Genomic DNA, 14975 nt, shown 5'->3' with positions numbered 1-14975 from the left:
TTGTAAGCTCGATCGAACCAGTTGGTTATTTTTTATACATTGCGCTAGATCGGTGATTGAGTCACTGATGGTGTTGCGAACACTCAATGCCTGACATTTCGATCTCATTTACAGCTATGTATCTTTAATTAATATAACTCATTCTCATTTATCCGCTCAGTATAATCGCGTAGCTTATGCTAGTAATGTTACTTAGTAAATTATCGCTTTAAACCGCCATTCTCGATAATTTTGCGGCCAAAATACAGCATCCCCAAGCTCGATCGCACGAGTATGGGAAAAGGTATCTAAAAAGTATGTTTTTTAGTAGCATGTCACCGAAAATCGCACCGAGTATTCCTCGGCACGATTTCGAGCTACGTTTGAGGGATTAGAGCAACTAGTAGTCTACGGCGCAAATAAGGTTACTATTTTGCGGGGAGCGATGCGCGCTCGTCGGGTTTCCCGACGGGTTAGCGCATCAAGACAGCGGGGAAAGAAATAGTTGGTTAATTTCTGCCGCATAGTACTAGATCGGTGGCAACGATCTGTGTGCTAGCCTCTGAATCCCAGTTTCAGCCAAGAATTATTTCGGCTGGGGAGGGGAGCTGCAAGCTGAATCGCACGTTCGACCAAACGAGGGACTAGATAATTACCCCAAACTGCCAAATAACTTTGCCAACCGATGATAATTTCGCGATCGTTACGCTCGATCCCTCGGATGAGAGCCTGTGCAACGCGTTGGGGTGACATCGGCAGGACCCCCCAAAATAATTGCAGATCTCGCACCATATCCGTATCCGTAAGGCTAGGTAACAGTGATATGACCCGGACGTTGTGGCTGGCTAATTCGCCCCGTAAGGCTTGAGTAAAGCCGAGAATCGCAAATTTAGTCGCCGAGTAAGTAGACATCGTAGGTGCGGCTACTTTACCCATCAGACTGGCAACATTGACGATTGTGCCTTCGCGTTGAGATACCATTCGTCGCGCGATGAGACGGGTGATGGTATACATGCCGAGTAAATTGATTTCGATCTCTTCTTGGACGTCGGGTAATTTCGACTGTAGAAAGGGAGCTTGATGAGCCACACCCGCACAATTTACGAGTAAATGAATTTGCCCGTAATCTCGCCATGCCTGAGAGACAACCACATTGACGCGGACCCGATCTGTGAGATCGACTACTAAGGGAATCACCTCTACACCCATAGCCACAATGTCGATCGCAATTTCTGCCAGTCGTTGTTCGTTGCGTGCCAACAATAAGAGTCGCGTAATGCCATGTTTGGCTAGTTCAAAAGCGATCGCTTGGCCGATGCCTCGCGATGCCCCAGTTACGAGGGCTGTTTTTCCTTGGATCTTCACGTTCAAAACCTCCACAGGTAGAATTTCGGGGTAAATCGAGCACCAACCCATTCATGCGGACATGGATATCGATGCTCTAAATGTTTAGTCAGAAATTAGAACTTAAATCACGGTCGCGATCTTCGATCGTGTCTGGTAAATATTGTCAAAAAGCTGTTGGCGATCTTGGCGAGGGGAGACATTAGTAGCAGCTCAGTCTCGTGGGGATGACCTCTTCGATCGAGTAGTGACTAGCATGTAGCGAGGGAGCGACAAAGCATGGAATACCTCTAGTTAATACAAGCAGTGGAAATGTAGCGTATTCGATAACCACACACTATCAACTAAGACAAGTATTCGCAACATTTGTTCGTAAACTTTTAGGATCGTGACATATCTCTACACACTTCTCAGGGATCGCGATCGCAGCTATTTGAGCTGTAACATGATACCCGATCGCGCTTGTAGTAAAGGCGATCGCGTCATGAATTGTCAATTATTTCTGAGAATGTACAATTTTGATGAGAGGTATGAGTAGCCGCAAGGATATTGCGGATCGAGACCAGAAACATCCTCGCTAATTCGATGATTCCGGATCGATGCGAGCGCGAACCTTTATAATTAAGGCTGCTAGTTGTGGACGCTTCAAAACTGAGATGGTAAATTTAAATCCTACTTCTTCCTTTAGTATTTCCATGCACTTGGAAGTGCCCAATCGATCGGGTATGCTGGCGAGTATCGCTCAGGGTATCGCTTCAGTCGGGGGAAATATCAGCACCTTAGATATTACCGAGCAAACGCGAATGCTATCGCAGATCGATGTCACTGTAGATGCGACTAGTACCGAGCATGGCGACCAAATTGTCGAAGTAGTGAAGTCGATTCCGGAAGTAAGGCTCACGAGTACTTTCGATCGCACGATGCAACTCCATCGCGGCGGTAAAATTCGGATGGAGAGCAAGATTCCGCTTACCCGTCAGTCGGATCTAGCGATGGCATATACGCCAGGTGTCGGACGCGTCTGTATGGCGATCGCGCAAGAGCCAGAGCGCGTTTACGAGCTAACAATTAAGTGTAATACAGTCGCGATCGTCAGCGATGGTAGTGCGGTATTAGGATTGGGCAACTTAGGTGCTGCCGCTTCGATGCCTGTGATGGAAGGCAAAGCGATGTTATTTAAAGAATTCGCTGGACTCGATGCGTTCCCAATCTGTCTGGATACTCAAGACACCGAAGAAATTATCAAAACTGTCAAACATCTCGCGCCAGTATTTGGCGGTATCAATCTCGAAGATATTGCCGCACCACGTTGCTTTGAAATCGAAGCGCGATTGCGAGCAGAGTTGGATATTCCCGTATTTCATGACGACCAACATGGTACCGCGATCGTTACCCTTGCGGCTTTATTAAACTCGCTCAAATTAGTCAAAAAGTCTCTCGATACTGTCAAAATTACCATTAATGGTGCGGGTGCTGCGGGCATCGCGATCGCCAAATTATTTATGACTGCTGGTGTTAAGCATATCTGTATCTGCGACTCCAAAGGGATTCTGTCCACTAGTCGCACCGATTTAAATCCAGAGAAACTAGAATTTGCCGTCGAGCAAACCGGGACGCTCGCCGATGCGATGGTGGGTGCGGATGTCTTTTTGGGCGTCAGCGCGCCAGGAGTAGTCACGCCAGAAATGGTGAAATCGATGGCTAAGGATGCAATCGTGTTTGCAATGGCCAATCCGATTCCCGAAATTCAACCAGAATTAATTAGCAATGATGTCGCAGTAATGGCAACCGGACGTAGCGATTATCCCAACCAAATCAACAATGTCCTGGCTTTTCCCGGCGTCTTCCGAGGCGCGATCGATTGTCGTGCCAATCAGATTACCATCAACATGTGTCTAGAAGCCGCTAAAGCGATCGCTTCACTGATCAATCCTAACGAACTCAATCGCGAATACATTGTCCCCTCTGTCTTCGACAAGCGCGTCGCGACAGCAGTCGCTTCTGCGGTGCAAAAAGCCGCCAGAGAGGAAGGCATTGCGAAGTTTTAGGTTTTAGGCTTTAGGTTTTAGGTAATCCAAAATCCTGTCTTGTCTGGCTGCTTGGTGCGTTTCATTGAGCGGGGAACCCGCGCGGAACGCAGCCGCAACATCCAAAGTTGGATTACTACCAGTATCGTTTCTTATCGAGATCGATCGAGAAATCTGCTAATTATGAGAGAATAAGAATTCATCATTTAATGTTTGACAATCGAAGTAAATTGAGCGAGTCGTATTTCTACTCGATTGACTCACACAGACAGCACTTCATCAATTTTCAGTAACTGAGGTTTTTAAAAAACATGCAAGTAGGCGATCGCGTTCGTGTCAAAACATCTGTAGTTATCTATCATCACCCCAAACATCGCGGCCAAGCTGTCGATATTCTCCACCAAGAAGGCACGATCGATAAGATTGCTACTGAATGGAAAGGTCGCCCGATCAGTGCTAATTTCCCGCTGATTGTCAAGTTCGATAATGACAAGCTTCGCGCGCACCTGCGAGAAGATGAGCTAGAAGTCATTTAATCTTAATTGACACATTTATTATTACTACAACCTCCTGGTACTAAACAAGCGATGCACTCCGATCTGGCTTCTCGATCGGAGTGCATCGCTTATTGGTACCCTGGGTTTAGACTAAGCAATAGTGTTTTTAGACTGTTACAAGATGCGAGACTAGCCACTATTCACTATTCACTATTCACCAAACTGCATCCCCATCGCAGATGCGAGTAAATAAAATCGCGATCGATGCGATCCCCAACTGCCATTTTCCCAATAACGTTACAAAAATTTATCTAAACTGCCCCAAAAAATGGGGATCGAGCTAAGGTGAGGTGAAGAAAGATCGAACCCTACATCTCCAGTATTTCCAATAATTTATGTCTCTACAAAGCTTTGGTGTCATTGGTTTAGCTGTCATGGGTGAAAACCTAGCCCTGAATGTCGAGCGCAATGGCTTTCCGATCGCCGTGTTCAACCGAACTGGGGCAGTAACCGATAAGTTTATGGAAACCCGCGCCCAGGGCAAAAAAGTAATTGCAACCCATACATTACAAGAATTTTGCGCCGCCCTCGAAACTCCCCGCAAAATCCTCCTCATGGTCAAGGCGGGTAAACCAACTGACGACACGATCGACGCACTCAAACCTTTTCTCGAACCAGGAGATGTCGTCATTGACGGTGGCAACTCACTCTTTACAGATACCGAGCGTCGGACCAAAGATCTCGAAGGATTGGGATTTACCTTCATTGGCATGGGTGTCAGTGGTGGTGAAGAAGGCGCGCTCAATGGCCCCAGTATGATGCCAGGAGGCACGGAAACGGCCTATCGCAATCTCGAACCCATTTTGACAAAAATTGCCGCTCAGGTGGACGATGGACCCTGTGTGACGTACATCGGTAAAGGTGGAGCCGGACACTATGTAAAAATGGTGCATAACGGCATCGAGTACGGCGACATGCAATTGATCGCCGAAGCTTACGACCTGCTCAAAAATGTTGCTGGTCTAGACCACAAACAGTTGCATGAAGTCTTTACCGAGTGGAACACCACCGACGAACTCAATTCATTTTTGATCGAAATAACTGCCGATATCTTCAAGTATATCGACCCTGAAACCAGTAAACCACTAGTCGAACTCATCCTCGATGCCGCCGCTCAAAAAGGTACCGGACGCTGGACTGTTCAAAGCGCGCTAGAACTAGGCGTATCGATTCCGACAATTATCGCTGCTGTCAACGGGCGGATTATGTCATCGATCAAAGCCGAACGCGTCGAAGCTGCCAAAGTCCTCACTGGGCCAGATGGCAAGTTTACAGGCGATCCGAAAGTTTTTGTAGACCAAGTCCGCGACGCCCTCTATTGCTCGAAAATCTGTTCCTACGCTCAAGGGATGGCTCTACTGAGTGCAGCCTCCAAAGCGGAAGGCTACAATCTCAATCTCAGCGAAATTTCGCGGATCTGGAAAGGTGGCTGTATCATTCGTGCTGGATTCCTGAATAAAATTAAGGATGCCTTCAAAGCCGAGCCAGATCTAGCCAATCTGCTGCTAGCTCCAGAATTCAAACAAACCATTCTCGATCGTCAATCCGCTTGGCGCGAAGTCATCTCTCAAGCAGCTAAAATGGGCATCCCCGTCCCTGCATTTAGCGCATCGCTCGATTACTTCGATAGCTACCGCCGCGCGAATCTCCCCCAAAACCTGACCCAGGCGCAACGCGACTACTTTGGTGCCCACACCTACGAGCGCGTCGATAAGTCAGGCTCGTTCCACACTGAGTGGACGAAGGAAGGGTAAAGGGATAATTGGTAGTGGGTAAACGGAGAGCGTTTATACCCTATCCCCTTACCCCATCCCCTAACGTCCAAAGGCTTTCTGTGAAACTACCGAACCTAGTAGTGAATTAACTTTTTGGAGCATTTCGGCTGTAGAAAAACCTTTGTTGAGATAGTCGTTAGCTCCGAGACGACGGGCTTCTTTTCTCCATTCTTCGGAAGATCGCGATGAGACTACCAAGATCGGGAGAGCAATGTTGGCTTGCCGCAATCGATCGATCAGTGTGAAACCATCCATATTGGGCATCTCGACGTCTGTAATCATCAGATCGGGTAAGGGATTGGACTGGAGCCAATTTAGGGCTTCTAGTCCATCGTTGCAAGTATGGGTGACAAATCCAGCGATACTGAGGCTAGCTTCAAATCGGCGGCGGATCAAGGCAGCATCGTCAACGATCAGAATGGTGGGAATGGTAGCATTGTCTCCGCTGGGGAGATTCGGTACGGATGGTGTGACAGACTCATGCTTGGCAACATTGTCTTGAGCGAGTCCTAATGCGATCGCGCCAGCGTCGAGATCTCGATTGGCGGCGATCGCTAGCTTGGCAGTTAAGGCGATCGGGTCGAGAATCGAAATCAACCGACCATCTGACTGGAGGCTGACCCCTAATAATCCCGCAGGAGCGACCAGCGGACTAGGCAAAGGATTGATTAGCAGTTGGGATTGGCCGATGAGATCGTCAGCAATCGACCAAATTTCCATATTGTCAGTGCCTTGACGAGTGCGAATGCAAATTGCCGTCTCAGGGAGCGATCTTTGGGTAAACTGCCAATAATTAGCTAGATCGAAACCAGGCATCTCTCCCCGACTTGTGGCGAGCGTCCACGCACAGATACCCCCACGATCGTCTGCGGACATGTTGGCACAGAGCGAACTTAACAGTGCTGTTTCGAGGACTTCCTCTGTAGGAAAAGCGACCGTGCGATCGCCAACTTGAAACAGCACGCAAGGGACTAATAGCTGTGGGGCGGGGACTTCGAGCGTTAACTTAGTGCCTCGACCTACTGAAGTGTTGAGGCTTAATTTGCCACCAATACTAGCAAGCTGAGCCACAACAACGTCCATGCCCACACCGCGTCCAGATACCTCGTTGATGGTATTGCTAGAACTGAATCCCGGCTGACAAATAATTGCCAAGATTTCGCTCTCAGTCAGCGGTAGACCGCTACGTTCTGGATCTTGCCGTTCGATCGCGAAACCTTTAGACTCGGCTAGGCTATAGATGACGTCGCCATCGATACCGCGTCCATCATCTTCTATTGTCAGCCGATAGAGATTGCCTCGGCGATGCAGGGATACCCGAATCGTCCCTTGTGCTGGTTTACCTTGGGCTAGCCGCTGTTCGACGGTTTCTAGTCCGTGATCGTAAGCATTTCTCAAGATGTGGAGTAGAGCTGGTTCTAATTGCTGGACAATGCCTGCATCCATTTCTACACGCTCATTTTCGACAATCAGTTCTGCTGGTTTGCCATACCGATTAGTCAGATCGCGTAAGATTGCTTTGGCACGGATCGTTAAATTCCGAAAAGGCACCAGACGGCTGGTTTCAATCCCATCTTTGAGCCTGACGATACTACGATCGAGAGCCTCGATCCGATCGTGGCTGTCATAGTTAGTCGCCTCGATCTCTTGACCGAGTTCGGACATGCGCAGCAGATTTTCTAGCAGTTGGACGATAGTGATATAACCTTGACGATAACGCTCGATGGAGACATTATTGCCTGCATCTCGATCGTCGCTGATATTTTGCATGAGCGCGTAGTTATCTTGAAGTTGGCGCAATGCAGCGATGGAGCGAGAACTTTCTTGGGTGAGCGCGTTTAACTGGCTTAATTGGGACTGGAGTCGCGAGGAGGCATTCATGACCGACCTGGCTGTCAATAATGTATCTACGACTTGTTGAGCCGATCGATCTAGTCGTTCTAGGGGGACAGGGATCGAAACACCGCGTTTGAGAGCTGCTGGTTCGATCGATGATTGGCGATGTTCGCGCTCGGTAACCACAGAGCCAGGTGCTGCGGTTGTCAGCGGCTCGTTTTTAGCTGCAAGTTCGCTCTCAATCTCCGCGAGTAGATCGAACTCATCTAATTCGATAAATTCATCTGACTCGGCACGATCGAAATTTTGAGCCTCAGCCAATTTCTCGGCTGGACTATCTGCCGCGAGCGGCTGCGATCCAGGTGGTGCCAAGTGGAAATCTGAAGTGGTAATTTCGATTTGTGCGCGTTCTTCGATGAAAAAATTATCCAGTAAATCGGATAAGTCTCCCTCCGCCTCAATCTCTACCGAGTCTGACTCATCCAATTGCTCGAGCGTCGCCTCACTCCACCGATCGATTTCGGCAACTTCAGTAATAGCTGCATCCGCTTCATCCTCAATCGATCCAAATTCGTCTAATTGCTCGACCGTGTTCTCGCTCCACAGCTCGATTTGGGCGACTTCAGCACTGTCCTTGCTCTGAATTTCGAGCGATCGGGCTGAGGCTAGGGGTAAAATTTCACCACTGCCAAAGAAATTATCGAGTAAATCGGGTAAATCATCATCCGCTTCATCCTCGAGCGATCCAAATTCGTCTAATTGTTCGATCGTCGCCTCACTCCACCGCTCGATTTCGGAAACTTCAGCAATAGCTACATCCGCTTCATCCTCGAGCGAGCCAAATTCGTCTAGTTGCTCGATCGTGGTCTCGCTCCACAGCTCGATTTGGGAAACTTCAGCACTGTCCTCGCTCTCAATTTCGAGCGATCGGGCTGAGGCTAGGGGTAAAATTTCACCACTGCCAAAGAAATTATCGAGTAAATCGGGTAAATCATCATCCGCTTCATCCTCGAGCGATCCAAATTCGTCCAATTGTTCGATCGTTGCCTCACTCCACAGCTCGATTTCGGCAACTTCAGTACTGTCCTCGCTCTGTGTCGCGAGCGATTGTGCTGAAGATATTACCGTGAGGCTATCTGGTGCAATTTCTGCTGCTACTAATATCTCATTGAGTAAACCTGACAAGTCATCACCAGCACCGCTGAGATCGTCATCTAAGTCCCAAGTAAGATCGACTGAAAGAGGAGTGCCGCTGTCGGCATTGTCGCGCGAATTTGCTAGCGCATCTAATCTGGCGATCTCTTCAGGATCGATCTCACCGCTATTTTTGACACAAGTTTTTAGTACCTGAAAATAAGGCAACCATACTACCTGCCATAACTGAGGATCGGGATCGCTAATGAGTCGATCTCCAAATTGCAGTAGTTGCGTCCAGCCGGGGGCTAATTCGATTTCCGTACCAATTTGAGTCAGTTGCGCGATCGTGGCTTGCGCGTTTGCCACGATCTGGGGGGATACGACACCACGATCGGGAATTTTTGCCAGAGCCATCTCTAGATCCAAAACCACCAAATCGAAACCCTGTTCGGCAAACTCTTGATGAACTTGCCTCATCTGGTTCCAATCTGGCAAATATCGATCCCTAACTTGCGAGTGCAGAGTTTGCAATCGTTGGATTGTTAATTGCACCCGATCTCCACTGGGATCGTTCGAGCTGCCATCCCCAATTTCGAGACAGCTAGCGAGGAGTTCGCCAGCTTCTAGGAGCATCTCGATCGGCTTACCATCATCTAGTGGTGGTGCTACTTCCAAGTAACGTAAGTCCGAGAGTAAATCTTCTAAGGCCATCGCACTGTACAATATGCTATCGGCTTCAACGGTGACCGCGCCACCTTTGATTGTATGAATAGCCCGGTAAAGCGACTGAATATCCGCAATCCAAGACTCTGGCTGCAACCTTTGGACAACATCAAAATAAGTTTCTAGCTGTTGCTGGGTATCAACGATAAACATCTCCCGCAACTCTTGCTGTAATTGCTCTTCGGCTAAATTATCGGGTGTAAGCATGATGTTTTACTGCATGAGGTCTAGTAGGCGGTTAGAAGCGGCGGTGAAGGGGGAACGGGGTGAGTCGGGAGTGTGCCGAAAGATTAATCCTGTCAATCCTTTCAGTTGGTAAATCAGGATGGGGATTGGAGGAGTTGGTAGACTGCTTGAGGATTTTTGACCGCTGTCGAATCTTCTGGCAAGACAATCCGATCGGCTGTAGCAGTTGACTCGTTCAACTGGAAAAACTCGACCATTTGCAGTAGTTGCTGCGCCATCTGACCCATGCTGATTACCTCTTCGCGGGTAACTGTCGCCTTGTGTTCGGTATTTTGAGCGACGATGCCGATCGATTGAATAGCTGTCAATGCATCGTTTGCCACGCGCACGATCTCCTGGCTGGAGATGCTCACTTGTTCGCCCATCAACGCGACTCGATCGGTTACTAACTGAATATTGGTAAAAGCTTGACGAGATACATTCATTTCGCCTGTGAATTTTTGCACCAATCGATCGATATCGGTGATATCTTGTGAAAGACCAGAAGTTACTGTTTGAATCTGGTTGGTGCGATATTGGAGTGAAATTAGACTGTTATTAGTTTCACCAGCTAACTCATTTACCTGGTTGGCAATGGTTTCAAATTCATGAGCGAGACTGGCAAACTGTAAGGGATCTTGCTCTTGGAGGGCGCGAGTCGAGAGCAAAGAAGCATTCAAGGCTAGTACCCGCGTCAGGGCGGCGACCCGCTTTTGCTCTTTAGAGAACCGAGCGGCTAGGGCGACAAACTCACTCAGGCTCTGCACGCGTCTGACTATTTGTTCGGTGCCTTGCTGGAGCGTTTCGATCCCATCTCCCATCGCGCTCATTTCCTGTTGACCGTTATCGATCGCGGCTTTGGCTAGTTGCACGGCATCGACAGTTGCCACAGCACGCTCGTAAGAGTTATTACTGAGGGTATTAACTTGAGCGATCGAAGCTTCGATCTGTTGGATCGATCTGGTTTGGTTTTGGGCTTGACTGGCGGTTTCTAATGCTAAGCGATCTAAACCATATGTACTAGCGGCAACTCGATCGGCATTCGATAATACCACGGAGATAATCCGGTGGAGTGATTCGACCAGACGATTGAGAGTATCCGAAATCAACCCGGTCGCGCCCGCACTAACCTCTGCCCGAACAGTCAGATTGCCATCTTCTAGCGAGCTAACTATTTCGAGAATGTGACCGATATCGGTTTGGAGAGTAGCACTTTCAGTAACGATTCGCTCTTGTTGCTCTGTTCGCAGTTCGGCTTGTTGTTTGAGTTCGTGATTGAGCAAGAGCAGATCGGATTGAAATGTCTGGAGGTCTTGCTGAGACTGCTCTCGATCGCGAATGTAGCCTCTGACTGTGATGACTACCAATGCCCCCGTAATGACTAATAATCCCAATCCGAGCGAAGCTAATAGAATCGCATCTGATAGTGCTTGGCGATCGCCACGAATTTCAGTATCGGCATTAGTTTTAATCTTGGCGATCGTGGCAGTCAATTCGGTGGTGTAAATCTGCTTGTTCTGTTGGTAATCTGGATTTAACAATAGTGCTGAAGCTGCTTTCAAGTTACCCTGTTTTGCCAATTTAAAGGCAGCATCTTCAATTTCAAATAGCTTCTTGGTGGCCTTATCGAATTGCGGAGAGGGGGGTACATCTTTAGTCAATTCCGCAAAAGCTTTATCGTATACGGGTACGGTTTGGGTATAGCGTTTATCCCACATCAACTGACCTGTATTCGTAAACATCTGTGCTGACATGGTGAGCACTTCATCCAAATAGGTCAGTTGGCCGCTGAGGTCTTGTTGGCGCGCCTGTTTGGTAACATTGGCTTGCAATTGCCTAGCAGTCTCAGCTACACTCCAGGTTGCCGCCCCTGTCAATCCAAGATTGATACAAGTCGAAAGTACGATCGTGCCAATGAGGTGCTTTTGGAGAAAAGCTGTCAGCGGACTGGCAGTTCTAGCGGTATGGCGATCGAGTTGTGCGACCTTAGCCACAACAGATCGATCGGTCGAGGGTTCGGAATTCATAGATTTATAGATAGAGTCGGCTTCAAAACAAACAACGAGTCGCGGGAGATTTAGACAGCAACTTCTAAAGCGGCACTTTCAGGAAAATCGGAGCTATTTGTCCCGACTGGCAGCACTTCCGGGAGTTTAAAGACCTGGATATTTTCGAGTAATTCGGTCGAGAGGATGTTTAAGCGATCGCCCAGCTTTTGTGCGTCCTGAGATCGATCGGTAATTTGTTGACTGAGTGAAGAGATCGATTCGATCGCGATACTAGTCGAGTCTGCTGCACCCACGATTCTTTGACTGGCTGTAGAAACTCGATCTCCCGACTCCACCGCTCGTTCGGTGACCGATTGCACCGTCTCGAAGACATCACTGGCCTGTTTTACCCCTTGGGTAAATGTCGTTACCAAACCGCCCAATCTTTGCACGTCAGCATCGACGGATGATACTACTTTGTGAATTTGCGTGCTGCGTTGTTCTAGATTGGTCAATCCCTCATTAGTCTGCTGGGCGAGTTGACTGACTTGGGTGGCGATCGATTCAAATTCCCGTGCCACAGCCGCGAATAGTTTGGGGTCGCGTTGTTCGGCAGCACGAGCGGCTACTAACGAAGCATTAAGAGCTAAAATCTGAGTCTGGGTGACAATTTCGCTTTGATCTAGCACGAATCTGTCGGCCAGACCGACGAATTCACCTAGAGTTTTGACCTCTTGGACGATCCGATCGCTGCCTGCTTGCAAGATATTAATATCCCGATCGAGACTAGAAATAGTCCCCTGCCCTTCAGCTACGGAGGATTTGAGCGTCACCAAGGATCGATTGGTTACATTTAACTGCTCCATATTGTTTTGGGCAGATTGGCGCACATTTCGAGTCAACTGCAACATTTGTTGAATTTCTTCAGCCTGTTTGCTAGTGCTTTGAGCGACAGTGGCGGCCATTTCCTTTTGGGTTTTACTATTAGCATCGACCCGATAGGCTGTTTCGGCAACCTGTCGCAGGGTGCGACCTAGTTCTTCGATCAGGCGGTTGAGCGTATCGCCGACTAGTCCAGTAGCACGATCGTTGACTTGAGCTTGGACGGTAAAATCGCCAGATTCAATTTCACACACTACATCTAGCAAGTCGCCAATATCTTGCTGCAACTGCTCGCTAGCCAATCGCACCATCGCTTCTTGTTGTTCGCGGACTGCTGATTCTGTTTGCAAAGCTGCATTGAGGGATGATAAGCTCGCTTGAGATTGTTGCAGCTCGGCTTGGGCAATTTGGCGATCGCGAATATAGTCTCGGACTGCGGATAAAACTAATATCCAAATACCGATTAAGATCGGCAGTGTTACGCCGGAAATCGTCATCGCCAGGAGTAGTTGCCGTTGGTAATCCTGCAACTGTTGCTTAATAGAGAGGTCAATTTTCTCTAGGACTTTAGCAGTACCCGAGTAGTAGATTTGGTCTAAACGAGAATACTCCGCTCCAAACAATAACTGCATTGCTTCGGCTTTTTTGCCCTGCCGTACTAATTTGAAAACTTCAGTTTCAATAGCGATGAGTTTTTGATTGACCTCGTCGGTTTTACTGGCTTCGGCACTAATTGCTGGTGGGACATCCGCCATCACTTGTTTGATGATGCGATCCAGCTCTGGCTCGGATTTGCGATAGAGTGCTTCCCATTTGGGATCGCCAGTAGTCGCACTAAGTTTGACTGAATAGGAGAGGATTTGACCGATATAGAGACTTTGACCGCTATTCTTTTGTAACTCTACCTGTTTAGTGACAGTCGATTGAAACCCATTGTAAATATTCCAAATATTCCATGTTGACGCGCCTGTGAGCAGCAAACTACCGCCGATGGTTGCTGTAATTGTCGCCACCAAATTTTTCCGAACAAATTTTCTGACTTGTTGTAGTGGTGCGAGTTTGGTGGAAGCAGCTCGTTCTGCTTCAACTCTGGTCTGATTTTGGTTGCTGTTCATGGGATCGATGAATAGTCGATAGTCAATAGTGAATGTGTTACTTACTGCTTTTCTGTATCCCCATGGCGGCTCCCAGATGTTAATCGGTATGAGTTTCGGGAATTTTTGATGGTTGCTACTACCGAATCCAGAAGAGTTTTGCTAAGCCAAAATGGGATGAGTGGAGATTTTGTTAGTATTAGTACCCATATCTTTAAGTTACCCAGACAACTACTCAATCTTGCGATCTATCAAAAAATATTGCTGATGGTTGATTCTGGTTGAATGCAAAATACCAATAAAATACCTAGCTAAATCTGCCAATCTAGCTAGGTATATTAAGTTGATTCATTGAAGCAGATTGCCAATTCCGAGCGAGATCGGTTAATTCAAAGCATGTGTCCTGTGAATGTCGCCGCTGGTAAATGTCGCATTCATGCTGCCGAGTGTCCCCATCGCGCCGCTCTCTAATAATCTACGTGTTTTTAGTGTTTGCAGTTCGATCTTACTCTGAAAAAAGAGTCGCTGTTGCAGTTGGGCAAAAGCGATAAAGCCTGTCGATGCCCATTCCAAAATTGTCGCTGCGGACTCTGGACGATATTCGACGATCGCATTGAGTGCATCGATTGCCAATTGACAGTGTTCGGCTTCTACTCCTGTAGAGTTGTGCTTTCCATGAACGACGATCCAGTACCAAGGACTCAACCGTTTACCGCCAATTTCCACCTGTTTACCTTGTAAATAGCGATCGAAGCCAACGCCACGATTGTTGTGACGAACTACTTTGTCAATCAGCGAGTACTCACGATCTGCGAGTAATTCCGAACCAATATGAAAGCCTACCGCAGTTACCAAAGCTTGAAGATCGCCAATTTTGCCCTGATAACCACTCACCAAATCGGTGATAATGTCGTTCATCCACTCTGGAGTTTGGGCGATTTGATTGCATTGGAGATCGCTGAGTCCAGCATAGTCGCCGATGGCTTGCATCGTAGCTTGTGCCAACGTCCGGTGGGTTACTTGTTGCGCTCCACTGTCAGCATGTTCGTCGATAGTCGCGGCAAGCACTTTTGCGGCAATATCTAAGCCCCGATCTGCTCGATCGACTACCGGAATACCTGGTTGATTGAACAAGTCCCGCGACAGTCCGATTGAGGATGCCAACCTAGCCACCAAGCTGCCAGCAAAACCATTGAAATGTGCATAACGCTGCATGAAATAGTACAAGCCTTCAGGACTAGCTGCGGCTAACTCGACAGTAGCTTCAATGTTAGCCTCAGCACTTTCGCGATCGACTAGATTTTGAAAAGTTTCGACCGTAAATGATTTTAAGTTGGTAATTACTTGTGGCATGTTCCAGTTTCCTTCGACAATAAAATAGTAGTAAGTATATTAGAGAGTTACGCCC

At 48.0% G+C, this 14975-nt stretch carries 8 protein-coding genes; 3 read left to right on the top strand and 5 right to left on the bottom strand.

What is annotated here, in order from left to right; genetic code table 11:
• Positions 1-534: 534 nt before the first annotated feature.
• The gene (locus tag CHA6605_RS23650) at positions 535-1344 is read right to left on the bottom strand and encodes an SDR family NAD(P)-dependent oxidoreductase (RefSeq protein WP_041549873.1); all 810 of its coding nucleotides are present in this window, start codon (positions 1342-1344) and stop codon (positions 535-537) included.
• 635 nt (positions 1345-1979) lie between these two features.
• Here CHA6605_RS23650 and CHA6605_RS23645 point away from each other — a divergent pair.
• The 3 genes from CHA6605_RS23645 to gndA all read left to right on the top strand — a co-directional run bounded on the left by CHA6605_RS23645 (position 1980) and on the right by gndA (position 5661).
• Entirely contained in the window at positions 1980-3371 is a 1392-nt protein-coding gene (locus CHA6605_RS23645) for an NAD-dependent malic enzyme (protein ID WP_041549871.1), read from the top strand.
• Positions 3372-3661: 290 nt separating this feature from the next.
• Positions 3662-3886 carry a ferredoxin-thioredoxin reductase variable chain gene (locus tag CHA6605_RS23640; protein ID WP_015161894.1) on the top strand — a complete coding sequence of 75 codons (225 nt, stop codon included), beginning with the start codon at positions 3662-3664 and terminating at the stop codon, positions 3884-3886.
• A 356-nt stretch (positions 3887-4242) separates the two neighbouring features.
• Positions 4243-5661, top strand: a complete 1419-nt coding sequence (gndA, locus tag CHA6605_RS23635) for an NADP-dependent phosphogluconate dehydrogenase (RefSeq protein WP_015161893.1) — start codon at positions 4243-4245, stop codon at positions 5659-5661.
• A gap of 60 nt (positions 5662-5721) precedes the next feature.
• On the opposite strand, the gene CHA6605_RS32025 is transcribed toward gndA, so the two are convergent.
• The 4 genes from CHA6605_RS32025 to CHA6605_RS23610 form a co-directional block, all read right to left on the bottom strand.
• Positions 5722-9585 (bottom strand): response regulator, encoded by a 3864-nt coding sequence (locus CHA6605_RS32025; RefSeq protein WP_015161892.1) that lies wholly within the window; start codon positions 9583-9585, stop codon positions 5722-5724.
• A gap of 113 nt (positions 9586-9698) precedes the next feature.
• On the bottom strand, positions 9699-11630 hold the full coding sequence (locus CHA6605_RS23620; RefSeq protein ID WP_015161891.1) for a methyl-accepting chemotaxis protein: 1932 nt from the start codon (positions 11628-11630) through the stop codon (positions 9699-9701).
• 50 nt (positions 11631-11680) lie between these two features.
• Entirely contained in the window at positions 11681-13588 is a 1908-nt protein-coding gene (locus tag CHA6605_RS23615) for a methyl-accepting chemotaxis protein (protein ID WP_015161890.1), read from the bottom strand.
• 363 nt (positions 13589-13951) lie between these two features.
• Positions 13952-14920 (bottom strand): hypothetical protein, encoded by a 969-nt coding sequence (locus CHA6605_RS23610; protein ID WP_015161889.1) that lies wholly within the window; start codon positions 14918-14920, stop codon positions 13952-13954.
• Between the last annotated feature and the right edge of the window lie 55 nt (positions 14921-14975).

The sequence above is a fragment of the Chamaesiphon minutus PCC 6605 genome, assembly GCF_000317145.1.
Classification (GTDB): Bacteria; Cyanobacteriota; Cyanobacteriia; order Cyanobacteriales; family Chamaesiphonaceae; genus Chamaesiphon; species Chamaesiphon minutus.
This window is presented reverse-complemented; position numbering and strand designations above follow the sequence as displayed.

Bases quoted from the DNA above. Each gene is read 5' to 3' on its own strand.
- CHA6605_RS23645 (WP_041549871.1), top strand. From the start codon at position 1,980: ATGGTAAATTTAAATCCTACTTCTTCCTTTAGTATTTCCATGCACTTG.
- CHA6605_RS23640 (WP_015161894.1), top strand. From the start codon at position 3,662: ATGCAAGTAGGCGATCGCGTTCGTGTCAAAACATCTGTAGTTATCTAT.
- gndA (WP_015161893.1), top strand. From the start codon at position 4,243: ATGTCTCTACAAAGCTTTGGTGTCATTGGTTTAGCTGTCATGGGTGAA.
- CHA6605_RS32025 (WP_015161892.1), bottom strand. From the start codon at position 9,585: ATGCTTACACCCGATAATTTAGCCGAAGAGCAATTACAGCAAGAGTTG.
- CHA6605_RS23620 (WP_015161891.1), bottom strand. From the start codon at position 11,630: ATGAATTCCGAACCCTCGACCGATCGATCTGTTGTGGCTAAGGTCGCA.
- CHA6605_RS23615 (WP_015161890.1), bottom strand. From the start codon at position 13,588: ATGAACAGCAACCAAAATCAGACCAGAGTTGAAGCAGAACGAGCTGCT.
- CHA6605_RS23610 (WP_015161889.1), bottom strand. From the start codon at position 14,920: ATGCCACAAGTAATTACCAACTTAAAATCATTTACGGTCGAAACTTTT.